This is a genomic window from Sedimentibacter sp. LTW-03 (genome assembly GCF_052059825.1).
In the GTDB taxonomy this organism is placed as follows: Bacteria; Bacillota; Clostridia; order Tissierellales; family Sedimentibacteraceae; genus Sedimentibacter.
Genome location: NZ_CP197180.1, coordinates 3380545 through 3407187 on the forward strand (window position 1 = coordinate 3380545; position 26643 = coordinate 3407187).

At 34.5% G+C, this 26643-nt stretch carries 26 protein-coding genes; 16 read left to right on the forward strand and 10 right to left on the reverse strand.

The window, feature by feature from the left end; genetic code table 11:
• Window positions 1-159 precede the first annotated feature (159 nt).
• From ACS3UD_RS16405 to ACS3UD_RS16415, 3 genes are all read left to right on the forward strand, one after another.
• Window positions 160-876, forward strand: coding sequence for a B3/B4 domain-containing protein (locus ACS3UD_RS16405; protein ID WP_308138583.1), 717 nt, complete (start codon window positions 160-162; stop codon window positions 874-876).
• Window positions 877-892: 16 nt separating this feature from the next.
• Window positions 893-1333 carry a DUF3788 domain-containing protein gene (locus tag ACS3UD_RS16410; protein ID WP_308138582.1) on the forward strand — a complete coding sequence of 147 codons (441 nt, stop codon included), beginning with the start codon at window positions 893-895 and terminating at the stop codon, window positions 1331-1333.
• A gap of 195 nt (window positions 1334-1528) precedes the next feature.
• Window positions 1529-3169 carry a tetratricopeptide repeat-containing diguanylate cyclase gene (locus ACS3UD_RS16415; RefSeq protein ID WP_308138581.1) on the forward strand — a complete coding sequence of 547 codons (1641 nt, stop codon included), beginning with the start codon at window positions 1529-1531 and terminating at the stop codon, window positions 3167-3169.
• A 103-nt stretch (window positions 3170-3272) separates the two neighbouring features.
• On the opposite strand, the gene ACS3UD_RS16420 is transcribed toward ACS3UD_RS16415, so the two are convergent.
• The gene (locus ACS3UD_RS16420; RefSeq protein ID WP_308138580.1) at window positions 3273-3959 is read right to left on the reverse strand and encodes a DUF3298 and DUF4163 domain-containing protein; all 687 of its coding nucleotides are present in this window, start codon (window positions 3957-3959) and stop codon (window positions 3273-3275) included.
• Window positions 3960-4140: 181 nt separating this feature from the next.
• On the opposite strand from ACS3UD_RS16420, the gene ACS3UD_RS16425 reads away from it, so the two are divergent.
• A complete protein-coding gene (locus ACS3UD_RS16425) occupies window positions 4141-5019 on the forward strand; it encodes a YitT family protein (RefSeq protein ID WP_308138579.1) in 879 nt (292 codons plus the stop codon).
• A gap of 101 nt (window positions 5020-5120) precedes the next feature.
• Here the strand turns inward: ACS3UD_RS16425 and ACS3UD_RS16430 are convergent, their stop codons facing one another.
• From ACS3UD_RS16430 to ACS3UD_RS16445, 4 genes are all read right to left on the reverse strand, one after another.
• Window positions 5121-5483, reverse strand: a complete 363-nt coding sequence (locus tag ACS3UD_RS16430) for a NifB/NifX family molybdenum-iron cluster-binding protein (RefSeq protein ID WP_308138578.1) — start codon at window positions 5481-5483, stop codon at window positions 5121-5123.
• A gap of 106 nt (window positions 5484-5589) precedes the next feature.
• On the reverse strand, window positions 5590-6228 hold the full coding sequence (locus ACS3UD_RS16435; protein ID WP_308140073.1) for a cupin domain-containing protein: 639 nt from the start codon (window positions 6226-6228) through the stop codon (window positions 5590-5592).
• A gap of 57 nt (window positions 6229-6285) precedes the next feature.
• Complete coding sequence (locus ACS3UD_RS16440) at window positions 6286-6462, reverse strand: hypothetical protein (RefSeq protein WP_308138577.1); 177 nt, start codon at window positions 6460-6462, stop codon at window positions 6286-6288.
• 99 nt (window positions 6463-6561) lie between these two features.
• Window positions 6562-7920 (reverse strand): MATE family efflux transporter, encoded by a 1359-nt coding sequence (locus ACS3UD_RS16445; RefSeq protein ID WP_308138576.1) that lies wholly within the window; start codon window positions 7918-7920, stop codon window positions 6562-6564.
• A 138-nt stretch (window positions 7921-8058) separates the two neighbouring features.
• Between ACS3UD_RS16445 and ACS3UD_RS16450 the strand changes: the two genes are divergently transcribed.
• Together ACS3UD_RS16450 and ACS3UD_RS16455 are read left to right on the forward strand one after the other, a co-directional pair.
• Entirely contained in the window at window positions 8059-8376 is a 318-nt protein-coding gene (locus tag ACS3UD_RS16450) for a CC/Se motif family (seleno)protein (RefSeq protein WP_308138575.1), read from the forward strand.
• An 8-nt stretch (window positions 8377-8384) separates the two neighbouring features.
• Window positions 8385-9569, forward strand: coding sequence for a DNA polymerase IV (locus ACS3UD_RS16455; RefSeq protein ID WP_308138574.1), 1185 nt, complete (start codon window positions 8385-8387; stop codon window positions 9567-9569).
• A 113-nt stretch (window positions 9570-9682) separates the two neighbouring features.
• Here the strand turns inward: ACS3UD_RS16455 and ACS3UD_RS16460 are convergent, their stop codons facing one another.
• Window positions 9683-11077, reverse strand: coding sequence for a sigma-54 interaction domain-containing protein (locus ACS3UD_RS16460; protein ID WP_308138573.1), 1395 nt, complete (start codon window positions 11075-11077; stop codon window positions 9683-9685).
• 466 nt (window positions 11078-11543) lie between these two features.
• Between ACS3UD_RS16460 and ACS3UD_RS16465 the strand changes: the two genes are divergently transcribed.
• The 7 genes from ACS3UD_RS16465 (at window position 11544) to ACS3UD_RS16495 (ending at window position 20512) form a co-directional block, all read left to right on the forward strand.
• Window positions 11544-12446: a trans-4-hydroxy-L-proline dehydratase activase gene (locus ACS3UD_RS16465; RefSeq protein WP_308138572.1), complete on the forward strand. Its 903-nt coding sequence runs from the start codon at window positions 11544-11546 to the stop codon at window positions 12444-12446.
• Between the two features lies 1 nt (window position 12447).
• Window positions 12448-14820 (forward strand): trans-4-hydroxy-L-proline dehydratase, encoded by a 2373-nt coding sequence (hypD, locus tag ACS3UD_RS16470; protein ID WP_308138571.1) that lies wholly within the window; start codon window positions 12448-12450, stop codon window positions 14818-14820.
• Window positions 14821-15055: 235 nt separating this feature from the next.
• Entirely contained in the window at window positions 15056-15877 is an 822-nt protein-coding gene (locus tag ACS3UD_RS16475; protein ID WP_308138570.1) for an undecaprenyl-diphosphate phosphatase, read from the forward strand.
• A gap of 109 nt (window positions 15878-15986) precedes the next feature.
• The gene (locus ACS3UD_RS16480; protein ID WP_308138569.1) at window positions 15987-16658 is read left to right on the forward strand and encodes a response regulator transcription factor; all 672 of its coding nucleotides are present in this window, start codon (window positions 15987-15989) and stop codon (window positions 16656-16658) included.
• Between the two features lies 1 nt (window position 16659).
• The gene (locus tag ACS3UD_RS16485) at window positions 16660-17667 is read left to right on the forward strand and encodes a sensor histidine kinase (protein ID WP_308138568.1); all 1008 of its coding nucleotides are present in this window, start codon (window positions 16660-16662) and stop codon (window positions 17665-17667) included.
• A gap of 105 nt (window positions 17668-17772) precedes the next feature.
• Entirely contained in the window at window positions 17773-18540 is a 768-nt protein-coding gene (locus tag ACS3UD_RS16490; protein ID WP_308138567.1) for an ABC transporter ATP-binding protein, read from the forward strand.
• Window positions 18533-20512, forward strand: a complete 1980-nt coding sequence (locus ACS3UD_RS16495; RefSeq protein ID WP_308138566.1) for an ABC transporter permease — start codon at window positions 18533-18535, stop codon at window positions 20510-20512. The genes ACS3UD_RS16490 and ACS3UD_RS16495 overlap by 8 nt, the downstream gene beginning before the upstream one ends.
• A gap of 69 nt (window positions 20513-20581) precedes the next feature.
• On the opposite strand, the gene ACS3UD_RS16500 is transcribed toward ACS3UD_RS16495, so the two are convergent.
• Window positions 20582-21505 carry an AEC family transporter gene (locus tag ACS3UD_RS16500; protein ID WP_308138565.1) on the reverse strand — a complete coding sequence of 308 codons (924 nt, stop codon included), beginning with the start codon at window positions 21503-21505 and terminating at the stop codon, window positions 20582-20584.
• Window positions 21506-21688: 183 nt separating this feature from the next.
• Here ACS3UD_RS16500 and ACS3UD_RS16505 point away from each other — a divergent pair, with 183 nt between their 5' ends.
• On the forward strand, window positions 21689-23113 hold the full coding sequence (locus tag ACS3UD_RS16505) for a glycosyl hydrolase family 18 protein (protein ID WP_308138564.1): 1425 nt from the start codon (window positions 21689-21691) through the stop codon (window positions 23111-23113).
• Here ACS3UD_RS16505 and ACS3UD_RS16510 read toward each other — a convergent pair whose 3' ends face one another.
• Window positions 23114-23470 carry an ion channel gene (locus tag ACS3UD_RS16510; RefSeq protein WP_308138563.1) on the reverse strand — a complete coding sequence of 119 codons (357 nt, stop codon included), beginning with the start codon at window positions 23468-23470 and terminating at the stop codon, window positions 23114-23116.
• A gap of 135 nt (window positions 23471-23605) precedes the next feature.
• Between ACS3UD_RS16510 and ACS3UD_RS16515 the strand changes: the two genes are divergently transcribed.
• Window positions 23606-24514 (forward strand): DMT family transporter, encoded by a 909-nt coding sequence (locus tag ACS3UD_RS16515; protein WP_308138562.1) that lies wholly within the window; start codon window positions 23606-23608, stop codon window positions 24512-24514.
• A 100-nt stretch (window positions 24515-24614) separates the two neighbouring features.
• On the opposite strand, the gene ACS3UD_RS16520 is transcribed toward ACS3UD_RS16515, so the two are convergent.
• Window positions 24615-24980 carry a DUF4363 family protein gene (locus ACS3UD_RS16520; RefSeq protein WP_308138561.1) on the reverse strand — a complete coding sequence of 122 codons (366 nt, stop codon included), beginning with the start codon at window positions 24978-24980 and terminating at the stop codon, window positions 24615-24617.
• A 9-nt stretch (window positions 24981-24989) separates the two neighbouring features.
• A complete protein-coding gene (locus ACS3UD_RS16525) occupies window positions 24990-25718 on the reverse strand; it encodes a YetF domain-containing protein (RefSeq protein ID WP_308138560.1) in 729 nt (242 codons plus the stop codon).
• A 146-nt stretch (window positions 25719-25864) separates the two neighbouring features.
• Between ACS3UD_RS16525 and sfsA the strand changes: the two genes are divergently transcribed.
• The gene (gene sfsA, locus ACS3UD_RS16530; protein ID WP_308138559.1) at window positions 25865-26545 is read left to right on the forward strand and encodes a DNA/RNA nuclease SfsA; all 681 of its coding nucleotides are present in this window, start codon (window positions 25865-25867) and stop codon (window positions 26543-26545) included.
• Window positions 26546-26643: the final 98 nt, after the last annotated feature.

A 26643-nucleotide genomic window follows, 5' to 3' on the forward strand; every position in this document is an offset into this window, starting at 1 on the left:
TATATTTTTATCCCAATAAATATATATTTTGTAATTATTGTATATATATGATAGATAAAATCGTTGCCATATTAACGTAATAAGTGTATATTAATAAGTAGATGTTAATAAAGAAGTACGTAATAACAGATTGTTAATTATGTGAAAGGAGAAACACAAATGAGTAAATTTATAATAGCAGAAGAATTTTGGGAAGTATTTCCTGATGTAGAAATTGCTGTGGTTTTGGCTAAGGGAATTAACAACAGCGAAGAAGCTGCCGAAGATGTCAGGCCTGATATTATAGAAATGCTGGAAAATAGCAATAAAGAGGCAAAAAAATATCTGACAGAAGGGGTCTTCAGTGAAAACAAAGCCATTTCTGTTTGGAGGAAAGCATATCAAAAATTTAAAACCAAAAAAGGAGTGCGCTGCTCTATCGAAGCATTGCTTAAGCGGGTTGATAAAGGAACGGAAGTGGGTACGCTTAATCCTCTTGTAGACATATACAATTCTGTTTCGCTGAAGTACGGACTGCCCTGCGGTGGAGAAGACATTGACACTTTCAAGGGAGATTTGCTTTTGACAAAGGCGACCGGAGAAGAGCTTTTTTTGGCTCTCGGAGATGAAGAATACAGCAATGCCCTGCCCGGAGAAATTGTTTATAAAGATGATGAAGGAGTTGTTTGCAGGTGCTGGAACTGGCGCGACGGGCAACGTACAATGCTCACTGAAGATACACGCAATGCGTTTCTTATTATCGAATCGGTTGATGCGGATAGAAAAGATGATTTGAGAAATGCGGCAGAGGCGCTTGCAGAGCTTACGACAAGGTATTTGGGCGGAACTGCCCAGATTACATACATGGATATATCGAACAAAGAATTAGAAATTTAGAATGGAAGGAATTGTTATGGAATGGAGTAAATTATTCGATATAAGCAGTATGCCTTCTATGGAAGATATAAAATGCTATATAGGTAAATCGAAACCTATATGGAATGAACTCATTTCATTTATTGAAGATACATATAAGGTAAGCTGCCAAATGTCATACAGCAAATGCTCATTACAACCGGGATGGAATGTAAAATATAAAAAGAGCGGAAAATCTCTATGTACGCTTTATCCTATGAAAGATTATTTTATTGCTCTGGTTGTAGTAGGAGTAAAAGAAGATGATGAGGCGAAAGCAGCTATAGAGGCAGGAATGATTACAGATTATGTTGCTAATTTATATAATAAAGCTGCATTTTCTGCCGGCGGCCGATGGCTTATGATAGAGGTGAGGGGCGCTGAGCAGTTAAGTGATATTGAGACACTTATAAAAATCAGGGTAAAACCAAAAAAATAAGATAAAAAAGGAGTGTGCAATGATTGTTTTATGGTGCATTTCTTTTTTATTTAAATGACATGAAACCGGCGTAGAAATATTAATATGACTGTGCCACATGAGAAAAAAGGTAAATGGTAGTTTATATTAATTTATGGAAAATATGAACGATTTACAGTATAATATTTAGAGTACTTTTAACATTAGGGGACTTAAATGAAGAAAACAATAACAGATGAAATTTATAAAAAATTAAAAGAAGCAAAGCACTTATCTGCAGTTAATCCTGATAAATCATATGAAATAAGCTTTGAAGCTTATACTATGTCCAGAAAACATAACCTTAAAATTGAAGAAGGATATGCTTTAACAAGTATGGCTTTTGCATACAGAGCAAAGTCTAAAATAAATAACATGCTTGAATGTTCACTGAAGGCATTGGAAATATTTGAAGAGGAAGAAGATATTTCAGGTCAGGCAAAAGCATCGAATATAATTGGTATTGCTTATTTTTACAGTTCAATGTATGAGGATGCTTTAAAATATTTTTTACGAACAAAGGAACTTTACTCAAATATTAAGGATGATTTTTTATTCAGCTGTGTTTTAAATAATATTGGTGAAGTATACCGGGAATCAGGAATATATAATAAAGCGCTGGAATATTACTTTGAAGCTTTGGAGGTTACTTCTGAAAAAGAATATATTTTAAACACCGCTTCGATTTACAGCAACATAGGAGAGATATATTATGCAGAGGAAAAGTATTATTATGCGTTGAAGTATTTTACTAAAAGTTACGATATACTTATAAATAAAAATGATATGGTTACCTTGGGAGAAGTCGAAAATAAACTGGGTAAGGTTTATTTTAATATTGGAAATCACATTATGGCTGAGGAGTATTTTATATACTCTTTGAGCAGATTAGATAATTTAGACAATAAATACTACGCAATAGATGTACTGGTAAGTATTGCAGGACTAAATCTGGAAAGGGATATAGATAAATCTTTGTATTACTACGATAAAGCGTTGAATTATGCAGAAAGTCTTGGGGCAAAGAAAAAGTTGTGTGATGTGTATAAATTAATTTCTCAACTTTATGAAAAGAAGAATAATTATAAGACCGCTCTTTTATATTATAAAAAATATGATCGGATAGGAAAAGAAATCAGTGCTCTTAATTTAGGCAATAAACTCGAAATATTAAGAATAGAGCTTGGGCATTATAAGGATAACGACAAATTTGAGAATGTAAAGAAAAGACTTGAAAATGAAATATTAAAACAAAGGGCTGAACTAGAAAAAACAAAAGAATCTAATGAAATATTAGAAAAAAAAGCTTATGAAGATGAGCTTTCGGGAATACCGAACAGAAGGGCGATAAGCAGACATATCAGCAGCATGTGGCAGAGCTGCAAGAAAAATAGCGAAGAAGTGATATTGTTAATGATTGATATAGATAATTTTAAGAGATATAACGATTTCTGGGGGCATTCGAAGGGCGATGAATGCCTGAAGAAAGTGGCCGTGTGCATTAATGAAATAAAGGAAGCTAAAAAAGAGATATTTGGAAGATACGGCGGAGAAGAATTTGTTTATTTTGCAAAAGGCTTAAATTGTGAGCAAGCCTTAGAATTAGGAAATTTAATTAGAGAAGAAGTTGAAAAACTTGGGATGCACTATATCTTTGACGATGAAATAAAAATAACGACTATAAGTGTTGGCGGAGTGCTGGGAAGAGCCTCAGACATTAATTCTTTTGAAAAACTGCTTGAAGAATCTGACAAGCAGCTGTACAGAGCAAAAGAAGCCGGCAGAAATAAGACTTTTATTAAATGCCTCTCAGAATAATTGCCGACTAGCACGTCAAACATTTTTTCCTCTAATTTGTATAATGAAGTGTCTATAGACGATATAAAAAACGGAGCATGACTCCGTTTTTTTAAGCTAAACTTTAAAATGAACATCTCGGATACCATTGAATTTCTGAATATGGAATTGTAAATTGGACAATTCCCGTTGAATATGGAGCTATGTCATATTGTTGATAATATAATGTCAGTCCTTCTGGTGTCAGATAAAAACTGTTTTCATTGAAATTTTTGACTATTAGGCTTTCGTATTCGCCAAAGTAAATGCCGGGGTTTTGTCTTAAATTTTGTCCGGCCTGTGCTATAATTTTGTCAGTAAGAAAATATTTGTAATCTGTGCCGGGTCTGAATAAGTTGCATAGCTCAATTAACATACTGCTGCATAGTTCCCAGGTATGCGAGCTTCTTACAGTGTTTCCGTGAGCGCCTCCCGTAAATTCGTACTTGTCATAATACATGCTTAGAAAGCAGTTCTCATTATACGTAACTGTGTATTCCATATAGGCTTCATAAGTATGAAACGGAAAATCATTTTTTTTAGAATCATGATAAAAATTGACGGCCTGCTTATACAGATATCCGGCATAACGCATATATTCTCTGACGTCCGTTGATATTTGATTATTGATAACTATCTCAGAGTGAGGATTGTACATCATATTTACAACCGGGTACTTGATGGTAAGTTTCAGAACTTCAACATCGTTATATCTGAATGTGCGTTCATATTTTTTCATGCTGATGTCTGCCATAAAGCAGTTATTTTTCATTTACATCCCTCCTGCTATATAATATGTTTTATCTGCACAATGTTTCTTGTTAATACAATTGGGTATTGCAAGTGCTAAAAGTTTTTTAACTTATGCAGTATATTACTGTTGTTGAACAGAGGATAATGATGTATAATTACTTGCGATTGTAATCGCTATCAAAATATGGCTTGGGGGATGTATGAAAAGAAATGTTATTATGAACCTGCTTGGTAATATTATTTATTTAATTGCAGGGTGTTTTGTCACAGCATTTTCCGTTAATTATATACTTAAACCGAACGGGCTTATTACCAGCGGAATAACAGGCCTGTCAATAATTATGGAAAAATATATTAATATAAACTACTCCTATATTTATTATTTTATAACATTTTTTATACTTATTGTGGCATTTTTGCTCATGGGCAAAAAAGAGGTTATGAAAATAGCATCTGTATCAATTCTATATCCCACTATATTATTAGGGATGCAATCTATTGAATTCAAATTTGTGGAAAATGACCTGCTTCTTGCAACAATATATTTTTCGATTTTTTACGGAATAGGAGTTGGGATGATATTAAGGCGAGGATTTTCCTTTGGGGGAACCGATACAATTTCTAGAATTTTGAATAGAAAAATATTTCCTTCTATCAGTGTCAGCTATATTATGCTTGCTCTTGATGGAGTGATAATTATTATATCTGGATTTGTATTCGGAAGAAATATTGCATTATATTCTGTTATAAGCCAAATTATTGTTACTAAAATATGCGATTATGTAATAGTAGGATTAGGAACAAAACTTTACAAACTGGAAATAATAAGCTGCAAGCATGAAGAAATAGGAGATTACATCATGTTTAAAATTGGCAGGGGAATTACAATATATAATACAAAGGGCGGCTACACCAAAAAGGAAAAAATTCAGATAGAATCGGTGTGCTCACCAAGCCAGTCCGTAAAAATACAGAAATTTATAAAAGAAACAGATCCGGAAGCCTTTGTAAAAGTTCTTCCTATGATTTCTGTATGGGGGAGAGGGAGCAGATTTATCAATATTAATGCAAAGGAATGATCGTATTGAATCGTTCGTATACTTTAAACATAATAAACAGACAGCATAAAAAATCTTATGCTGTCTGTTTTTGTTTGAATAAAATTTTATATCCGATAATATTAATGGCTGCAATCATGCCCGTGTTCGTGACATGATTCTCCTGAGTCGTTAAGCTTTCCTTCAAGCCAACTCATAGCTACGCTCTTAACATCTCCGGAGCATCCTCTTAAGACTTCAATACCTGCACTGTGTAAAACATTTACAGCACCGTCTCCCATATTTCCGGCAAGCATTACTTTTACGCCTGCTTCGGATAGAACTTGCGCAATATTTGATTTGCATCCGCATCCTGCAGGCGAGTTTATAATTTCTTCGGATAATATTTGTTTTTTATCTTTATCAACAGTATAAACTGTGTAATACTCACAATGTCCAAAATGAGAATCAATTTTATTTTGTCTAGATGGTAATGCGATTTTCATAATAACCTCCATTTTAATAATATTAATATAATTTTTGACATATGTTAACAATTAATATTAATACTGTATTTATCATTTGTCAATAATTAATTGACCCAATTTCTTGCTAATGATTATATTCTTCGGCTTCTTCAGCTTCGGCTTTAGTTCTTTGCACGGTTCCGTGCGGATGGTTCGGCGGGGCATATATGGAGTAAATTTTTAAAGGCTCAGCTCCTGTATTAATAAGATTGTGCCATTTTCCTGCAGGTACTACGAAGATGTAATCATCATACACTTCCTCTATAAATTCATCAAGTTCTCCGGTGCTTCCCATTCTAATAATTCCCTCACCTTGTTCAACTCTTATGAACTGATCCACGTCCGGATGCATTTCCAAGCCTATATCTTCTCCGGGTTCAATGCTCATTAAAGTAATTTGGAGATGATCTCCTGTCCAAAGGGAAGTGCGGTAGTCATTATTTTGTAAAACAGCGTCTCTTATATTGACAGCAAATGGTTCGGGTCCATAGTCTATGAGACCGATGGTATAATGGTTGGCTTCTTGCAGTCTGTAATCAGTGCCTGAGACATATTTTTCAGAAGGATATAAATTATTTGGATATCTTTTCATATAGTATTCGGTGTACATTGGATAAAAATATTGGTAATGATTCATCCTTCTTAAATCATACATAGGGTTTGAGCCATAGCAGGGTCTATTCAAGTAATTTGCACGGGGATATTTATTATAAGTGTTGTACATTATTTTTCCTTCCTTTCCTATCTTATAACAATATCTTATGCACATAAACATCATTTGCTAATATTTGTTAATCATATCCTTAAATTTATCAGGTTTTTTATATTTTTTCTTTTCGAGTTCTATAAATTTTTTTACCTCTCTGTTCGAGGTTGGTTCTGCTTTCATTTGATCTATAAACTGTTTGGCTTCAGTTTGCAGTAGTAAATCTACTTCATTATCTGGATGTATAGTCATAGTGTTCTCCTTTCAATTATGAAAAATTCCTCTTAAATTATGCTTTGACACCATATAATAAGAATATGTAGATTTATTATAACTATACTATTTATTGCTTTAATCAATTTTTTTCGCTGATAAATTTCTTGATGCAAACTTGAACCACACGAATAGAGTTATCCCTTTTATTATGGAAGACATGCTGACACTGAACCATACGCCGGATAAGCCCATTGCAGTAGAGCTTAAAATTATTGCGGCAGGTATTCTAAGTGCATTTAAAATAACCCCGTTAATTGTTGGAGGCAGTGTTTTTCCAAGGCCGTTAAATGCGCCTGTTGTTCCTATTTCAATGCTCATGAAAAATTGAGATGCTCCGAGTATTCTTAAATAGGTTATGCCTTCTCTTATTGCCTGTGGATCATCGGGAACAAATATGGTGAACAGTAACTCTGCTGCAAAAATTAGAAGCAAGGTTGAAAGTATTCCGATTCCTCCAAGTATTTGTATTCCTTGTTTGTATCCTTCCTTAATGCGCTCTATTTTTCCGGCTCCGTAGTTTTGTCCGGTAAATGCCGAAATTGCAGCTGAAAATCCGTCAGCTGTCATCCATGTTATGGATTCTATATTTGACCCTATGCTTTGAACTGCTACGGCAACCGGGCCAAACCCGGCAACAATTTTTGTTATAAACATATTTATGAATGCATGAATGCCTGTTTGAAGAAAAGGCGGAATTCCAATGTTTACTATTTTGCATATAAAATTAATATCAGGCTTCTCAAAAAGTTTTACATGTGAATACAGATTGTTGTTGAGTTTTCCTGTTATGAGGAAGATGATTGTTACAAAAATCTGTGACATTATGGTTGCAAGTGCCGCTCCGTTTATCCCCAGTTTTGGAAGGGGGCCCAGTCCGAATATAAGGATGGGATCAATTATTATATTTGCAATCAAACCTATGGTGTTTATTTTAAAAGGAGTGAGACTGTTTCCGGAGCTATTTAAAATTGCCGAGAAAATAGGATTTAAAAAGTGGAAAGTGATTCCTGTGCCTATGATTGCCAGATAGTTTACTGCCATTTCAATTACATCTTTGTCATCCAGATTAAAAAACGCTATAAGCTGATGTCTGAAACTAAACAAAATCAAGGAGTATAGTACTGCTATAAAGAAATCAAGCTGAAATCCGTTTGTTATAAATTTCTTGGCATTTTCCACGTCATTTCTTCCGAGACACTGTGCTACATTTACTCCTACACCTACCTGAGAAATTAAAATTAATGCAGCTCCAAACCACATGAAAAAACCTGCCGTTCCAGCGGCTGCAACTGCACCGGTGCTAACTCTGCCCAGCCATATTATATCAGTAAGATTATATGCCATTTGAATAAAGCCTGTTCCCATTATAGGAAGAGCAAGCTTAACTAATGTGTACCTTATGCTTCCTTCTGTTAAATTTATTCTGCTGCTCATAAAAATCCTTTCTCAATTGAATATATTCTTAGTTTAACTTAAAAGTAATCTTTGTACAAGCTGATAAATTTTGGATTTTAATTTGCATATCTAAAATTTATGATATAATAGATAAAATATTAAAAAAAGGATGTATGTATGGAAACAAAATACGATAAAATCAAGATAACTGAGAAAGCTTTGAAGTATCTCGAGAAAAAAGGAAAAGCATCCATTGTAATCGAGTTTCCGGGATACAGAACTAACGGAGACTTTGCAGTTGTTCCCGTTCCAGAGGTGTTTGCAAAAAAGCCAAAATCTGCAGAAGAGTACAATAAGGTGAATATTGATGGAATAGATGTCTATGTTTCAAAAACCGTATACATGCCTGAAGATAATGATGTTGTAATTGATGTTGAATCATTTTTTAAGATTGGTTTCCTTACAATGTCAGGATTCGGAACAGATTCACAGTAGGTGATAATTTGGATAGAGTAGTTTTTTTAGTTGATATGAATGCTTTTTTTATAAGCTGCGAACAAACCAGACATCCTGAAATCACAGGAAAACCTGCAGCTGTGGCAGGTGATCCCGAAAACAGATCGGGAATAATTCTAACAGCAAATTATGAGGCAAGAAAACGCGGAATCAAAACAACTATGATTCTCAAGGATGCTTACAAACTTTGCCCTGAATTAGTTGTAATTCCTCCGGATCATGGTTTCTACCACCAGAAATCAAGAGAAGTAATGGAGATTTTGTCATCATTTACGCCTGTCATAGAACAAAACAGTATCGATGAGGCCTGGCTTGATATGACTGGATGCGGAGGGATTTTTGGCGAGCCACGTGAGGCGGCTGAAAAAATTATGCGCAGAATTAATAACGAATTAAATCTATGGTGCTCTATCGGAATTTCTGAAAATAAATTTTTAGCAAAAATGGCATCGGAAATGAAGAAACCTCATGGCATTACCGAACTTTGGATAAAGGACATAAAGGAAAAAATGTGGCCTTTACCTGTAGGAAGTATGTATGGTGTCGGTAAGAAGACAGCCTTTAAACTTCAGGGTATGGGAATATACACAATTATGAATCTAGCTGTGTTTGACAGAGAATACCTTGTAAAAAAACTTGGTAAAATGGGTTTAGAGATTTCACTTTTGGCTAACGGAATAGACCTATCACCAGTCAAATGCAACTCGGACGGAGACATGAAATCAATTGGAAGATCCACTACTCTTCCTCATGATACAACTGATATGGAATATATAAAGGCTGTATTATTTGAGCTTTCGGACAGTGTGGGTATGACGGCACGCAGTCATGCAAAAAAAGGACGTACCGTACAAATAAGCATAAAGTATTCTGATTTTAAAAGTATTACAAGGCAGATGACGGTTCTGGCTACATGTCTGGTAAGAGATATATATTCTGCCGGGGTAAAGCTTTTTGAAAAAAACTGGAATCGCGAACCCATACGGCTTATAGGAATAAGTCTCAGCGGATTTGAAAATTATGAATCAGAACAAATATCGTTGTTTGATGTGTGTGAAGACAGCAGAGACATGAATTCAAACAAAACAGATATGATAGAAAAAACTATTTACGATATACGTAAAAAGTATGGTGCATCTATTATTAAGCCCGGAGCAATAATTGATAAGTAAGGTGTTTGTAAACTAATTATACGAACAAGCCCTGTGCGATTTTTCGCACAGGACTTGTTATATGCTTTCAAATGCAGAAGTGTAGTTGTGTCATATTTTTTTTATGCTGTTATTTATTCTGGAGTCTTATCCATCCGGATTTTTAATTTGTCCATTTTATAATATAAGGTCTGTCTGGGCACACCTAATTTCTTAGAAGTTTTTGATATATTGCAGCCATATTGCTTTAGCGCGTTAACTATTACATTTCTTTCAAATTTTTCTACTTGCTCGTACAGTGGCCCTGTGTAGGCAGGGCTTGCTAAAGGGATATCAGAATTGCAACATTTTATAATGTCCTTTTGCTGATTGATAATAACGTAATCCGGCATGTCGTTCATGGTTATTATGTTGCCTTCTGTAATGTTAATTGCATGCTCAATTGAATGCCTGAGTTCTCTTACGTTTCCGGGCCATGAATAGTTTTGGAAAAAAAGCAGTACTTCGTCAGAAAACCCTGCTATATTCTTATTTAATTTTTGGCTGAAATGGTGTAAAAAGTAGTTGCTTAGTTCAACAATATCGCTTTTGCATTCTCTCAAAGGAGCTACGTAGAAGTTAATGGCGTTCAATCTGTAAAACAGGTCGCTTCTTAATTTTCCTGATTTAATTGCCTCATAGGGATTTTCGTTTAATGCGGTGATTATTCTTACGTCTACATCATGTGCCGTGTTATCACCTATTCTTCTGATTTGATTTTCCTGAAGGAACCTCAGCAGTTTAGCCTGTAATGTTATATCCATTGAATTTATTTCATCAAGGAACAGCGTTCCGCCATCTGCCGCTTCAATAAGTCCCATAGAATTTTGTGCGCCTGTAAAGCTTCCCAGCTTTGTCCCGAATAGTATACTTTCAAACAATGTACTTGGAATCGCGGCACAGTTTTGCGCGATAAAAGGTTTTCCACGCCTGTTGCTTTCATTGTGAAGGGATTGAACAACAAGTTCCTTTCCGGTTCCGGTTTCTCCGTAAACAAGAACAGGCGAATTGCTGTTGGCAGTTTTCTTGATTTTATTTTTTAAATCGACCTTTAAACTACTGCTTCCGATAATATTGTCTAAAGTGTATACGGCTTTTCCGTTAACTTTATTTCGTTTTTTGCTTTTATTCAAATTATTATATTTTTCAACATCAGAAAAAATTTCAATAACACCTTCTAGCTGACCATTTTCATGTAAGGGTATAGTGCTTGAAAAAATAGTAACCTTTCGATCCTGATAGTTATAATAATTTTGAACATAGTTTTTTAAACTCTCGCCGGTTTTCAGCGTTCTCATTATTGTACTGGTTTCTTCGGTCAGTCGAGGAAATATTTCCAGAAGATGTTTTCCGATAGCGTTTTCCACTTTAAGCCCAGCCAAGTCATGTATTGATTGGTTGTAGAAAATGACTTTCCCGTTCTTATCTACTATAAATATACCGCAATACAGATTTTCGGAAACCAGTTTTAATATATTTTTATAATCCATAAAATCACCTGAAGTTTTTTTATTATGGCTATTATAACACAAATATAATTTAAGTAAATAGTTAAATCTTATTATGGCCTTCTATACATGTGTAATAAAAAGCTTACATTTTTTGTCTGGAATTTATGCATGTTAAAAATAGAGCTATTCTACCTATACTCTAAAAGTAAGTGTTTTCCTGATGCGTAATATTTTGCTAATATTGGCATAATATTTGCTACCTTATTAGAAACTGCAAAATTTATGTTAAGGAGGGTGAAGTTTCTGAACTGCTATAATTCTTGAGCAATGAGAGTCGTAAAATGCAAATAAATATATTGATACACATGTCAAAAAAACCGTCACATGTTATGTGAAATATTTGTACAAAAAATACGATATATAATACATATATTGAAATTTTAACATGTATTTTCTTGGCAAGAAAATTGCAAGCATATATATGAATATATAAATTGGAGTGTGTATGACTAAAGCTAATATTTTTAACATTCAAAAATTTTCTGTTCATGACGGCCCGGGCATAAGGACAACATTTTTTTTTAAGGGATGTCCCCTAAGCTGCCTGTGGTGTCACAATCCAGAAAGCCAAAAATATAATAAACAAGTGCTTTTTGATAAGGACAAATGTGTTTCATGTTTGAATTGTCAAGAAGCATGTCCGGAAAATGCAATAAGCGTAAAAAATAACGTTGTTACAACTGATGAAAAGTTGTGTAAGCACTGTGGTTTATGTGAAATTTACTGCATACCAGGTGCAAGACAGGTTGTGGGCAAAGAGTATACAATCGAAGAAATAATGAAAGAGGCTTTGAAGGATAGAGTGTTTTATAACAAGTCTGGAGGAGGGGTAACCGTTTCCGGCGGAGAGCCTTTGGCGCAGATAGATTTTGTAGAGGAATTCCTGAAGAGATTAAAAGCCGAGAATATTCATACTGCAGTTGATACCAGCGGTGCAGTAAACTATGACAGTTTGCAGCGAATATCAGAATATACAGATTTGTTCTTGTATGATATTAAGCTTATGGATGATGAAAAGCATAAGCGCTATATCGGAACGTCAAACAAATTAATTTTAAGCAATCTGGAAAAGTTGTCAGAGCTTCATGACGGCATAAATATAAGGATGCCCATAATTGAAGGAATAAATGCCAATGAAAATCATATTAAGAAAACAATAGAGTTTATTAAAAAGCTTAATATAAAAAAAGTCAACTTATTGCCGTATCATGATATAGCGATGCACAAATATAAAAAGCTTGGCATTTCTTATGAAGAAGAGATAATGTCTAAGCCATCTGACGAAAAACTTCAGCAATTTAAAAACATGTTTATAGATGAAGGATATGAAGTAAAAATAGGAGGTTAGTATGAGAGGATACACTGAAAGGACTAAAAAATTAAGACAGGAAAGCGTAACGACACAGCCAAGGGTTAGCCTTGAAAGAGCATTGCTGGAAACTGAATTTTATCAAAAATATTTTGGTGCAGTTGAAACGCCGGTACTTCGTGCGATGAATTTTAAAAATTATATGGAAAAAAGAAAGCTTTACATTGGCGAAGGGGAACTGATAGTTGGAGAAAAAAGTGAAGGGCCACAGGTTGTTCCTACATTTCCGGAGCTTTGCGCACACACTGTAGAAGATATGACGGTAATGAACGACCGAAAATATATTAATTTTAAGGTTAACGAAGAAGACAAGGGGGTTCAGGCAGAAAAAATTCTTCCATATTGGCAGAACAAATCTACTAGAGATAAAATTTTAGCTTCTATGACTCAGGAGTGGAAAGATTGCTACGCAGCTGGAATGTTTACGGAGTTTATGGAACAAAGAGCGCCAGGGCATACTGTTGCAGACGATAAATTTTATAAAAAGGGATTTTTGGAGTTTAAAAAAGAAATAGAAGAAACTATAGAACAATTAGATTTTTTAAATGATGCTAATGCATATGACAAAAAAGCACAGCTTGAAGCAATGGCTATTTCTTGTGATGCAATAATAATTTACGGACAGAGATATGCAGCATATGCCAGAGAGTTAGCTGAAAAAGAAACAGATGCTAACAGGAAAAAAGAACTTCTGTGGATTGCTGGCAATTGTGATGTAGTACCGGCACACAAGCCTGAAACATATGCTCAGGCATTGCAGATGTACTGGTTTGTTCATATAGGGGTTACAACAGAAACGAATACATGGGATGCATTTTCACCTGGAAGGCTTGATCAATATTTATATCCGTTTTACAAAAATGATTCAGAAGCCGGCATAATCGATTATGATAAGGCCAGAGAACTGATGGAATGCATTTGGATTAAATTCAACAACCAACCTGCACCTCCAAAAGTTGGAATAACTTTAAAAGAAAGCGGAACATACACTGATTTTGCAAATTTAAATACCGGTGGTATAAATCCATATACAGGTGAAGACGGTGTAAATGACGTATCTTATATCATACTTGATACAATGGATGAAATGAGATTGTTACAGCCAAGTTCCAATGTACAAATAAGTGAAAAGACACCTGATGAATTCTTGAATAGAGCTGTTGAAATATCCAGAAAAGGCTGGGGACAGCCTGCATTTTACAATACTGAAGAATTAATTAGCGAGCTTATGAATGCTGGAAAGACATTGGAAGATGCACGATTTGGTGGCTCAAGCGGATGTGTTGAAACAGGTTGCCACGGAAGAGAAGCATATGTTCTCACAGGGTATCTGAATGTTCCGAAAGTATTTGAACTTATGATGAATAACGGATACGATAAGTATACTGGCAAGCAAATAGGATTAAAAACTGGTAATCCTGAAGAATTTAAAACTTTCGATGAGTTAAGAGAAGCATTTTATAAACAGCTTGAATATATTATCAACGTTAAAATAAGAGGAAATAACGTAATTGAAAAAATATTTGCTGAGCACATGCCTTCGCCGTTCATGTCAGTTCTTACAACAGGCTGTATGGAAAGCGGAAGAGATTATAATGCAGGCGGATCTAAGTACAACACTAGATATATACAGGTAGTAGGTATAGGGACAATTACAGACTGTTTTGCATCTGTAAAATACAATGTATATGAGCAGAAACGTTTCACAATGAGTGAGCTGGTTGCAGCTACTAAAGCTAATTTTGAAGGATACGAAATGCTTCATAATTTAGTATTGAACCATACTCCTAAATACGGCAATGATGATGATTATGCAGATAATATAATGCTTGATATATTTACTAATATAAGAGACAGAATAAGAGGAAGAAAGACTGTGTGCGGAGGGACTTACCAGATAGATATGCTCCCTACAACATGCCATATTTATTTCGGTTCTGTAATGACAGCTTCAGTAAACGGAAGGCTTAACGAAAAACCTGTTACAGATGGAATTTCTCCTGAAAAAGGTGCTGACAGAAACGGTCCAACTGCAGTAATTAATTCATGTGCAAAGATGGATCATACATCAACTGGAGGAACGTTGCTTAACCAGAAATTCACACCTTCATCAATAGCTGGACAGGAAGGAATTGATAATGTATCTGCTCTTGTAAGAGCGTACTTTGAAATGGAAGGCCATCACATACAGTTTAATGTAGTTGACAGAAGCACGCTTCTAGATGCACAGAAGCATCCTGATGAATACAAGGATCTGATTGTTAGGGTAGCGGGATATTCAGACCACTTTAACAATCTTGAAAAAGCACTTCAGGATGAGATAATAGATAGAACTGAACAAAGTTTTAATTAATTGATTATAAGAGAGACCTGCGAGATATAAGGTCTCTTTTTATTTGTAATTTTTAATAACCAGAAAAAAGACGATCAACTCCTTATTTCTAAATGTCTGAATTAACTATTGATTTTATACATAGAATGGTATTATATTAATATGGTAGTGCATTATTTAGGTTGTACCGGATTTTTATCCGATTTAACACGGAAATGCCGTGTGCTTTACTTGCATAGAATTTGGAGGAAATTAAATGTACATTGAATTATTAAAGGCAGCGTTTTTGGGAATAGTGGAAGGAATTACAGAGTGGCTTCCTATAAGCAGCACAGGACACATGATACTTGTAGAGGAGTTTATTAAATTTAATGCATCTGAAGCATTTATGGAAATGTTCAGGGTGGTTATTCAGCTCGGCGCTATTATGGCAGTGGTTCTGTTATATTTTCACAGGCTGAATCCTTTTTCGCCGAGAAAGACTTCAAAGCAGAAAAAAGATACCATACTGCTATGGTTAAAGGTTATTGTAGGAGTGCTGCCGGCGGCAGTTCTTGGATTACTGTTTGATGATTGGTTTGACGAAAATTTTTATAATTTCCAAACCGTGGCAGTTACCCTTATTATATATGGTATACTTTTCATAGTGATTGAGAATCGCAATAGAGGAAAAAGCTCCAAGATAAAAAGCTTCAGTGAAATGTCTTATATGATGGCATTGGGTATAGGAGTCTTTCAGGTATTATCACTTGTTCCGGGCACATCGCGTTCCGGTGCTACCATTTTGGGAGCAATAATACTGGGGAGCTCAAGATACATAGCTGCGGAATATTCTTTCTTCCTGTCAATTCCTGTTATGTTCGGAGCCAGTGCTCTGAAGCTGTTTAAATTTGGACTGAATTTTACAGGGCTGGAGCTGGCGGTATTATTGACGGGTATGGTTGTAGCTTTTGTTGTATCGCTGGCAGCTATCAGATTTTTAATGAAGTATATAAAGAACAACGATTTTAAAGCATTCGGGTGGTATAGAATTATTTTGGGAGCAATAGTTATAGGTTATTTTGCAATTGCAGGCTAGTTAAAAAAAATCCGGTTTAAGCAAACCGGATTTTTTCGTTAATTTTATTGATAATAAATGGAAATGGAATTATACTAACATAATAAACAATGTGTTTTTTGGAGGAATTATGTATAGAATTATGATTGTGGAGGATGACTTAACTATTGCAAAAACCTTGAAGGCTCATCTTTCAAAGTGGGACTATAATGTGTTTTGTGTGGACAATTTTAAAAATATAATTGAAGATTTCAAGAAATTTGAACCTCATATTGTTCTGCTTGATGTTATGCTTCCTTTTTATAACGGCTTTTTCTGGTGTAGCGAAATTCGTAAAATTTCAAAGATTCCAATAATGTTTATATCCTCTGCTTCAGATAATATGAATATTGTAATGGCAATTAATATGGGCGGAGATGATTTTATTGCAAAGCCTTTTGATTTGAATGTTCTTACGGCAAAGCTGGGAGCTCTTTTGCGAAGGTCATATTCTCTGCACGGACAGATGAACACCATAGAATATAATGGTGTTATTTTAAACATGAGCGATGCATCACTGACATACGAAAAGAATAGGATTGAATTGACAAAAAATGAATACAAAATTTTGCAGATACTTATGGAAAACATGGGAACTGCGGTTTCCAGAGATGAAATTATGCAACACCTTTGGGAAAACGACCAATTTATTGATGATAATACTCTTACGGTAAATATGACACGTCTTCGCAAAAAGTTGTCTGAAATATGTCTTGAAAATTTTATTAAAACAAAAAAGGGAATGGGATATATGGTGGAATAATATGAGTGATGTATTCAAAATGTTCTTATTATATTTAAAGCAAAATATCTTTTTTGCAGTATCTGGAGTTATATCGCTGATTATCTTTGTATCAGTTTTTTTTCTTTATTCGTTGCCATTAGAACCTATACTTTATGCAGTTTTATTAACAGTTGCCTTTATTGCGGCAGTATATATGCTGTGCTTTGTTAAATTTTACAAACGGCACAGGGCCCTTAAAGAAATAATGGACAATATCTGTGTATCTGATTATAAATTTCCGGATACATTAAGCATAATTGAAGAAGACTATCAGGAATTAATTAAAAAAATAGACAGGCACAGGGTTGATATTATTAATGAAAAAAATAAAAGCTATTCAAATATGCTTGATTACTACACAATATGGGCACATCAGATAAAAACTCCGATTTCAGCAATGCGCCTGATACTACAATCCGAAAAATCTGAGATAAATGAGGAGCTTTTGGAGCAGCTTTTTAAAACGGAGCAATATGTGGAAATGGTACTTCAGTATATCAGGCTCGAAAATTTAAATTCTGATTTATTGTTTAAAAAATATTCCCTTGATAATATGGTTAAGCAGGTTGTAAGGAAATATTCCAAATTATTTATTCGTAAAAAAATAAATTTAGTATACGAAAATTTAAATATGTATGTTTTGACTGATGAAAAGTGGCTTGTATTCGTTATTGAGCAATTAATTTCCAATTCGCTTAAATACACCAACTCCGGCGAAATTTCAATATACATGGATGAAACTAGGCCATGTACGCTGGTTATTGAAGATACGGGAATAGGAATTGAAAAGGAAGATTTGCCGAGAGTTTTTGAAAAGGGCTACACTGGATACAACGGCAGAGCAGATAAAAAATCAACGGGAATTGGATTGTATTTGTGCAGGCAGATATTGAACAGGCTGTCGCATTCAATTGAAATTGAGTCGGAAGTAGGAAAGGGAACAAAAGTAAAAGTAAAACTTGAAACTCAAAACGTTGAATTTGAATAACCTTACTAAACTGTAAGGATGATAGGGGAAATGTAAGCTGAAGTTATGGCAGTGCATTTTTCTTTTTTGATATTATGAACAGGAAGTAAATTTAAGGAGGAAGCTATGTCACTATTAGAAGTAAATAATTTAAAGAAAATATATTCAACAAGATTTGCGGGAAATCCTGTTCAGGCATTGGCAAACATATCATTTTCAGTTGAACGTGGAGAATATACAGCGATCATGGGTGAATCGGGTTCGGGTAAAACAACTTTGCTGAATATACTTGCCTCTCTCGATAAGCCGACAAGCGGAGAAGTATTATTAAATGGGAAAAATATAGTATCAATCGACGAAAAGGAAATATCAGCATTTAGGAGAGATAATCTTGGTTTTGTTTTTCAGGATTTCAATTTGCTAGACACATTTTCAGTGCGTGATAATATTTTTCTTCCGTTGGTTCTGGCAGGGGAAAAATATGAAGAAATGAGAGATAAATTAAAACCGATTTCCAAAAGACTTGGTATTGAAGAAATTTTAAATAAATACCCTTATGAAATCTCAGGAGGACAAAAGCAGAGAGCTGCCATAGCGAGGGCGCTTATTACAAAACCTGAGGTAATACTTGCTGACGAACCTACTGGTTCTCTTGATTCACGCTCTTCCGACGAGGTCTTAAAGCTGTTCAGTGAACTGAACAAAGATGGGCAGACTATTCTTATGGTTTCCCACAGTGTGAAGGCTGCAAGTCATGCTAAAAGAGTGCTGTTCATAAAAGACGGAAGCATATATCATCAAATATACAGGGCAAATATGTCTAATGAGGACATGTATCAAAAAATATCGGATACTTTGACTATGATTGCAACCGGGGGGGTGCAAAATGAGTAAATTTTTTTATCAGAAGTTAGCCTTGAACAATATTAAAAAAAACTCAAAGATGTATATTCCTTATATCTTTGCATGCATAGGAACAATTATGATGTTTTATAACATGAGCTTTCTTACTGTTGCTGACAGTATAGGAATTGTCAGTGACAGTGAGTCTCTAAGAGCTATTATGTACTTGGGGGCTATAGTAATTGGGATTTTTTCTACCATATTTTTATTTTACACAAATAGCTTTTTAATCAAACAGCGAAAAAAAGAATTTGGACTGTTTAATGTGCTGGGAATGGAAAAAAAACATGTGGCCAAAATAATGTTTTATGAAACATTGATTACTGCGGCTGTTGCAATATTGGCAGGAATACTTTCGGGGATTCTTCTCAGCAAACTTATAATATTGTTCTTATTTAAATTAATTTCCATTGAAGCTGTATTTGGTTTTGAAATTCCTGCGACATCTGTGCTGGTAACAGTCCTGCTGTTCAGCGGTATATTTGTTATAAACCTTGCTTACAATATTCATCAGGTTCATTTATCAAATCCGATTGAGTTATTGAAAGGTGGAAAAACAGGGGAAAAAGAACCAAAGACAAAGTGGATAATTGCTCTCATTGGAATCATAACTCTAGCAGCCGGTTATTATATTGCGATTACCGTTGAATCTCCTTTGGCCGCTCTCAACTTATTTTTTATTGCTGTATTACTTGTAATGGTTGGGACATACTGCTTATTTACGGCAGGAAGTATTGCGGTGCTGAAAATGCTTAGAAACAACAAAAAATATTACTATAATTCAAAACACTTTATTTCTGTTTCGGGAATGATGTACAGAATGAAACAAAACGCGGCAGGGCTTGCAAATATATGTATTTTATCCACTGCTGTGATTATAATGATTTCATCTACAATTTCATTGTATGTGGGGGTAGAGGATGCTTTAAGAGGTAGATTTCAGCGAAATATTTTGATCAGTGCGGACAATGTGTCGGAAGAAAAAGCTGAGGAATTGGATTGGTATATAAATATGGTTTCATCTGAATACAAGCTGGAGCAAAAGAATATTGTCAGATATCGATCCATGAGTGTATATGCAGTGAGAGATGGAGCTGTGTTTATGCCCGCCACTAATGAATCTTATGCGTCAGATAATTTTTATGTCCTTATTTTTATGACGCAGGACGAGTACAACAAACTTGAAGCTAGGTCGGTTTCACTAGAAGAAGGAGAAGCCCTTGTATTCAGTGCTGATGGTGATGTTAAGGGAAACAACTTGGATTTTAACGGGTATAAAATATCTGTAAATGAATATATGAATTCGTTTGATTCCGTGATTGAAAAGGTTGATACAATGACATACAGCAGCTATGTGGTAGTTGATAACACGAGCACCATTGAGAAGATATATAATTTATTTAATACTGACGAAAATAAAATGGAAGAACTGTCATATTTTTACGGATTTGACACGGATGCAGATGAAAATTATCGAATAGAAGCAGTCAAAGGGCTAAAAAGTATATTTGAAGGGATAGATGTTCCCACATATGTACAAAGTGTTGATGAATATAGAAATTCATTTTACAGTCTCTATGGTGGATTGTTTTTTCTGGGAATATTTTTGGGATTGCTTTTCATCATGGCAACGGTGCTCATTATTTATTATAAACAGCTTGCAGAAGGGTATGATGACAGAGAAAGATTTGAAATAATGCAGAAAGTAGGAATGAGCAGTAAAGAAGTAAGAGATACAATAAAAAATCAGGTTTTGTCGGTATTCTTCCTTCCTCTCTTAATGACAGCGGTTCATATTGCGTTTTCTTTTAAAGTTATAACAAGACTGCTGGCAATATTTAATCTTACAAATGTACCATTATTTGCAGTTTGCACAGTCGTTACTATTATAATATTTTCGATTATGTATGCACTTGTATATAAGATTACCGCAAGGACATATTATAGGATTGTGAGCAGATAGTTTGACCGTGGTTGAACCTAAGTAGCATATAGAAGATCCCTCTCGGTACGATAGAGTCGAGGGGGAGTTTTACATAATAAGCTTAATAAGTACGGGAACTGTTAGTAAAGATATAAGAGTCGTTGCAGAAACAATTATTGCGGCAAATTCTCTTTCTTTGTTGTAATTTTCAGCTAAAATTGATGTCATGGCGGAGGCTGGCATGGCAGTCATTATAACGATCGAATAGACAGCTTTAGAACTGTCTTTCAGCAGAAGAGACAGCAAGTAAATAACAACCGGAATAACTATTGATTTAATTAATATTCCGTAATATATTGTCCAGTCCTTTAAATATTTCTTCAATTTTATGTTTGATAATATAACACCTATAATAAACATAGAAATCGGACCTGTTATGCTTCCTATACTTTTAATGCTTGTCAGTAGAGCACCTTCAATTTTTATTTCCAACGACATCAGGATTATGCCGACTGCAACAGCTATTATGGATGGATTCAGCAAAAGGCTTTTGATTTCTTTTTTTAAATAACCCTTTTCCAAATTTCCGCTGTAAAGCATAATTCCGTAGGTCCATACAAATATCACAAAAAAAACATTGAATATGGAACCATAAATTACGCCTTCAGCACCGAATACAGAATTAAGTATGGGAAATCCCACATAGCCGGTATTCACAAATATGTTTGCAAAGTGCAGAACGGTGCGTTTTTCTCCTTTAACAGGAGTAAGCATGACATATGAAACAGCTGCCATAACAGCATAGGCGCCAAGGCTGTAGTAAAAAGTTTTAATAACGTTGTACTTAATAGAATCATCATATGAAAACATGAAGGAAGATACTATCATAAAAGGAAGAGCTATTTTAATAAGAATGTCAGTAAGACCTTTGTTAAGCTCTGGAGTTATTATTTTTTTTTTGCTTCCGTAAAAACCAACTAATATTATTATAAAAAGAGATAAAACACTGTCGGTAATGGCTGTAAAATTCAAAATGAACCTCCTTATAGCCTGATGTACTTATAATATGAGTGATGAAACTTATTGTTTCTATTTATTTATAATCTTTGGTTTATTATGGTTAACCTCCTAATGCCAAAACAACTTGCCAATAATTTCAGATGGGGTATGAAAAAATTTATGGTATAATTATAAAAATATCTTTAGGGAGACGTTATGAAGAAATACCTTAAAATTAATAATATTGCAGTATTGCTGCTAATTGTAATACTTTTAGGTTACAGGGTTGATAATACGGTATTTGCGGATAAAAATTTAAAAGCTCCGGAATCACCTGTGAATTTAACGGTTAAGGAAGTAACTGAAAGTTCAGTCACCTTGGAATGGGACAAACCACAAAGCAGCAATATTAATAATTACAAGATTTATAAGAACAGTACATATATTGATTCAACAAAAACAAATACATATAAGGTAGAAAACCTTAATCCAGATACAGAATATGAATTTTATATAAGGTCAGAAACAGCAAATAACAACGTGTCGCCTGCAGGAGAACCGATTGTTGTAAAAACTGATACGTCAGTTGAATCGGCTAAAATTATCGGATACTATCCTGCGTGGAAATCATACGATGAATTTACGCCGGATAATATTGATGCTCAAAAGCTAACGCATATTAATTATGCATTTGCCTATATAGGTCAGGACAATAAAATAAAATTAGGATATCCTGACAAGGACCCGGAAAATTTTGAAAAGTTAAACGAGCTTAAGGGAATAAACCCTGATTTAAAAATATTAATTTCTGTTGGAGGATGGAATTGGTCCGCAAAATTTTCGGATGTAGCAAGCTCAGATTCTTCGAGAGAGATATTTGCTCAAAGCTGTGTGGACTTTATAGTCAAGTACGGCATTGACGGGATAGATTTAGACTGGGAATATCCAGTAGGCGGAGGTCTGGAGGGAAATTCTAATAGGCCTGAAGATAAGCAGAATTTTACACTTCTTCTTAAGGAAATACGTGAGAAACTGGATGAACAGGGGGTCAAGGATAATAAACATTACCTTCTTACCATAGCATGCGGAGCGAGCAGCTATTACTTAGAAAACATAGAAGCTTCTAAAATAAATGAATATGTTGACTATGCAAATCTTATGACCTATGATCTTCATGGGCCGTGGGATTCATATTCTGATTTTAATGCGCCGCTCTATAGCAGCAGTGCATGGTCTCCGCAGTACAAAGCAAGTGTTGATTCAAGTGTAGAGCTATGGATAAACGCAGGGTTTACAAAAGACAAGATTGTTGTTGGAGTGCCATTTTATGGTTATTTGTACAATGTAGAGACCCATGATAGCAGTGGACTTTACCAAGTGAGCAATGGAGGCGAGGCGCTGAGTTACAGCACGATCATGCTAAATTACTTGAACGGTAGTTATAATAAAATGTACAGCGAAGAATCAATGGTTCCTTGGATTTATAAGGACAATATTTTTATAAGCTATGATGATGCAGAATCAATTGCATTGAAATCAGAATACGTTAAAGACAAAGGCCTTGCAGGAGTTATGATCTGGGAGCTCAGCCAGGACTACAACAGTGAGCTGTTAAATTCAGTATTTAACGCATTGAATTAGCTATTTCTTAAATTTAATAACATTAGGATTAATGATGGCGTAATTTAATATTATTGCGTACGGTAATATAAATCCTACGAACGCTTGAATCATTGAAACAGCCCTTGACAGCCCGAAGGGAGTCATGTCGCCGTATCCTACTGCAAATAATGTAATGAAGCTGAAGTAAAGGGAACGAGTGATAATGCCTATAGGTGTATGCTGCTGGTTCGAAACAGCTGCATAATGGTCAGCGATGTATCCAAGCCCTGCGTAATCAATCGCTATATATATTGCAGTAAATACTGCGGCAATAATAAAATATAAATTAAATAAAACCAGGACGTTATAAACAATTAAAATGGTTTTTCGTTTCAAGATAGTACTCCTTGAAAAATATGTCTGCTTATAAATTATATGCAGGTATATTTTATTTAATAAAATAAATTTAATTGGTGGCATTTAAACTAAGATTGAGTTATAATATGTTATGATTAAATACAGGGGGAAGCCATGACTAAGCAATTAAAAGCAGACCTTATGCTGCTGATGATAACTATATTTTGGGGGATTTCTTATTATCTTTCTGATATAAGCCTGTCAGATATGGGGTCATTTACGTTGAATGCGCATAGATTTCTAATCGCTTTTTTTATTGCAGCATTATTGACATTTCCAAAATTGAAAAATGTTTCGAAAAACACATTGAAGTACAGTCTTATAATTGGTGCGGCACTTACTGTGGTGTACATAGGTGCAAATTTTGGAGTTATGTATACAACTTTATCAAACACAAGTTTTCTGTGCGGGCTTGCTGTTGTGTTTACTCCTATTGTGTCAAGTATAATTCATAAGAAGGCACCTGATAAAAAACTTACTATGGTGATAATTATGACAACCATTGGAATTGCTCTATTAACATTAAAAGATAATTTTTCGCTTAACCAAGGTAATTTATTTGGAGATGCAGCTTCGGTAATGTGCGCGCTTGCATATGCCATTGATTTGAATATTACTGAAAAAGCTGTTTCTCTTGAAGACGTAGACCCGTTTCAGCTTGGAGTTTTTCAGTTGGGAGTAACTGGAGTTTTGAATTTTACGCTTGCAATTATATTTGAAAAACCTCACTTCCCAACACAGCCGAACATATGGGCATCTGTGTTATTTTTGGCAATATTATGTACGGGAGTGGCATTTGTAGTGCAGGCCATTGCCCAGCAATATACTACAGCATCCCACGTAGGTGTAATTTTTTCTCTTGAAACTGTCTTCGCAGGAATAGTGGCATTTGCGTTTGCAAAAGAGGTTCTTACATTTAAGGCATATTTTGGCGCAGCACTGATGATTGCAAGCATTTTTATTATGGAGATAGATTTCAAAGAATTAATAAAAAAAAGGCGGAGAAGAATAGAACAAGAATAAAAAACTTGTGGTTCATATAAAATAAACAAGGACTATCCATAAAGGAAAAATCCTTGTTTTTTGATAATCTTGCCAATATGCAAGAACGCTTTGTTTGATTTTACTTTCCCAAATTAACCCAATGCTCGTATGCCTCATTAAGCTCCATAAACGCATCGGACATATCTTTCGCCTCTATTGCGCCGTTTAACCTTGCTAGGCTTTTATAAAAGCCGTTTATTTCATCTTTTTCGGCACTGAATTGGACTCTTTTAGTAATTTTGTCCCAAGTGTTTGTCAATTGTAAGGCTTTATTACTTGCCTCTGCCCAATTATCTTTTTTGATTTCGTCTCTTATTGAATCTATTACAGCAGGTATATTATCATCATTAGTCAGTGGATTTTTCAGAACTTTGTCACTTAACATCACTAGAATAAATAATACAGTCGTAACAATTGGTATTGATATAACTAAAAATTTTCGCATATAACCTCCTTAGTAAGGGCCTTTATAATCGCCTATATCAATAACTTTTTTAATGTGATCTTCATATTTATCAACATAAAAGGAACCGGCTGGATTTAATGTAGCTAGAAAAACTTCTGAGACATCTTTTATTCCTTTGCTTTTTAGTTGATCCATAAGCCACTTTTTGTTTTTATTCAACTGCCTTAGATTTTCTTCTATCAAAATCCCGTCATAAATAAGTTCTGTACTTATACCGGAAGGTTTTTTGGTTATTTTCATGTCTTTGGCTGTTAACGGCTCGTATTCAGGCTTTCTAAGTACTGACAATTGGCCGTTGGGTTCGATAATGGCAAAATCAACCTGAGATAAATCAAACACATCTTTATTTCTAAGGAGTTGCATTATGTCAGATACTCTGAACTGCATTTTTCTTAGTGCATCCTCCATTATTTTTCCGTTCATTATAACTATTGTAGGTTCTCCTTCTATATACTTTGCTGAATATCTCCATTTCATAGTTATAAATTCCATTAAATAACCTAATGCTGCCCAGGTTAATAATGCGACCCAATGAGGCCATGCTCTGCTTGACAAATCAGAGGCAAGGCTAGCGGCAATTGATCCGATGGTAATTCCCAATACATAATCAAAAAAAGCCAATTGACTTATTTGCTGTTTCCCCAGTATCTTTGCAAATATAAGAAGAGTAAAAAAACTTATTATTGATCTTACTAAAACAACTAAACCTTCATTCAAATTAAACACCTCTACATTAAACTATATTTAGTATTGAACATAAATTAAATATTATCCATATAAAATTCCGTATATCTTAAGGCTTTGACAATAATAAGCTTCATGTGATATTATGATTAAATCTCGGCATAAGAAAAGAGAACACTATGAAATATAAAAATATAAAGAAGGCTAAATTTATTAACAGACCGAACAGATTTATTGCTAATATTGAAATCGAGGGGAAAAATGAAGTCTGCCATGTTAAGAATACAGGCAGGTGCAAGGAGCTTCTTATTAAGGATTCTAAAATATTTGTCCAGGAATTTGATAGTTCAAAACGAAAGACAAAATATGATTTGATTTCAGTTTATAAAGGAAACAGACTCATTAATATTGACAGTCAGGCACCAAATAAAGTATTTCATGAGTGGGTAAAGAAAGGGTATTTATTTAATAATATAAGTCTGATAAAACCGGAGTATAAATATAATAATTCTAGATTTGATTTCTATATAGAAGCAGACAATAAAAAAATACTAATAGAGGTTAAAGGTGTTACATTAGAGGAAGATAATATAGTTCTGTTTCCGGACGCACCCACGGCCAGGGGGTTAAAACATATTAATGAACTGGCAGAATGCCTGCATGACGGATATGAAGCATATGTTGTATTTATTGTGCAGATGAGCGATGTGCTATATTTTACTCCAAACTACAAAACTCATAGAGAATTCGGAGAAGCTTTAATAAGAGCAAAAAAAAGAGGGGTTACCATATTGGCTCTTGACTGTGAAATTACAGAAAATTCAATAGAAGCTAAAAATAATGTTGACGTTAGATTGTAATTCATTGTATAAAAATTGCTCCTCCATGCCTGTAATTATGGCAAGGAGGAGCAATTTATATATACTTGGATGTATCGATGGAGGAATTAATTGAAAGG

Excerpts from the sequence above, each read along its gene's own strand:
- ACS3UD_RS16415 (WP_308138581.1), top strand. The coding sequence starts at position 1,529 with ATGAAGAAAACAATAACAGATGAAATTTATAAAAAATTAAAAGAAGCA.
- ACS3UD_RS16405 (WP_308138583.1), top strand. The coding sequence starts at position 160 with ATGAGTAAATTTATAATAGCAGAAGAATTTTGGGAAGTATTTCCTGAT.
- ACS3UD_RS16410 (WP_308138582.1), top strand. The coding sequence starts at position 893 with ATGGAATGGAGTAAATTATTCGATATAAGCAGTATGCCTTCTATGGAA.
- ACS3UD_RS16490 (WP_308138567.1), top strand. The coding sequence starts at position 17,773 with ATGTCACTATTAGAAGTAAATAATTTAAAGAAAATATATTCAACAAGA.
- ACS3UD_RS16515 (WP_308138562.1), top strand. The coding sequence starts at position 23,606 with ATGACTAAGCAATTAAAAGCAGACCTTATGCTGCTGATGATAACTATA.
- ACS3UD_RS16445 (WP_308138576.1), bottom strand. The coding sequence starts at position 7,920 with ATGAGCAGCAGAATAAATTTAACAGAAGGAAGCATAAGGTACACATTA.
- sfsA (WP_308138559.1), top strand. The coding sequence starts at position 25,865 with ATGAAATATAAAAATATAAAGAAGGCTAAATTTATTAACAGACCGAAC.
- ACS3UD_RS16475 (WP_308138570.1), top strand. The coding sequence starts at position 15,056 with ATGTACATTGAATTATTAAAGGCAGCGTTTTTGGGAATAGTGGAAGGA.
- ACS3UD_RS16485 (WP_308138568.1), top strand. The coding sequence starts at position 16,660 with ATGAGTGATGTATTCAAAATGTTCTTATTATATTTAAAGCAAAATATC.
- ACS3UD_RS16435 (WP_308140073.1), bottom strand. The coding sequence starts at position 6,228 with ATGTACAACACTTATAATAAATATCCCCGTGCAAATTACTTGAATAGA.
- hypD (WP_308138571.1), top strand. The coding sequence starts at position 12,448 with ATGAGAGGATACACTGAAAGGACTAAAAAATTAAGACAGGAAAGCGTA.
- ACS3UD_RS16465 (WP_308138572.1), top strand. The coding sequence starts at position 11,544 with ATGACTAAAGCTAATATTTTTAACATTCAAAAATTTTCTGTTCATGAC.
- ACS3UD_RS16440 (WP_308138577.1), bottom strand. The coding sequence starts at position 6,462 with ATGACTATACATCCAGATAATGAAGTAGATTTACTACTGCAAACTGAA.
- ACS3UD_RS16420 (WP_308138580.1), bottom strand. The coding sequence starts at position 3,959 with ATGAAAAATAACTGCTTTATGGCAGACATCAGCATGAAAAAATATGAA.
- ACS3UD_RS16520 (WP_308138561.1), bottom strand. The coding sequence starts at position 24,980 with ATGCGAAAATTTTTAGTTATATCAATACCAATTGTTACGACTGTATTA.
- ACS3UD_RS16480 (WP_308138569.1), top strand. The coding sequence starts at position 15,987 with ATGTATAGAATTATGATTGTGGAGGATGACTTAACTATTGCAAAAACC.
- ACS3UD_RS16505 (WP_308138564.1), top strand. The coding sequence starts at position 21,689 with ATGAAGAAATACCTTAAAATTAATAATATTGCAGTATTGCTGCTAATT.
- ACS3UD_RS16495 (WP_308138566.1), top strand. The coding sequence starts at position 18,533 with ATGAGTAAATTTTTTTATCAGAAGTTAGCCTTGAACAATATTAAAAAA.
- ACS3UD_RS16450 (WP_308138575.1), top strand. The coding sequence starts at position 8,059 with ATGGAAACAAAATACGATAAAATCAAGATAACTGAGAAAGCTTTGAAG.
- ACS3UD_RS16425 (WP_308138579.1), top strand. The coding sequence starts at position 4,141 with ATGAAAAGAAATGTTATTATGAACCTGCTTGGTAATATTATTTATTTA.
- ACS3UD_RS16460 (WP_308138573.1), bottom strand. The coding sequence starts at position 11,077 with ATGGATTATAAAAATATATTAAAACTGGTTTCCGAAAATCTGTATTGC.
- ACS3UD_RS16430 (WP_308138578.1), bottom strand. The coding sequence starts at position 5,483 with ATGAAAATCGCATTACCATCTAGACAAAATAAAATTGATTCTCATTTT.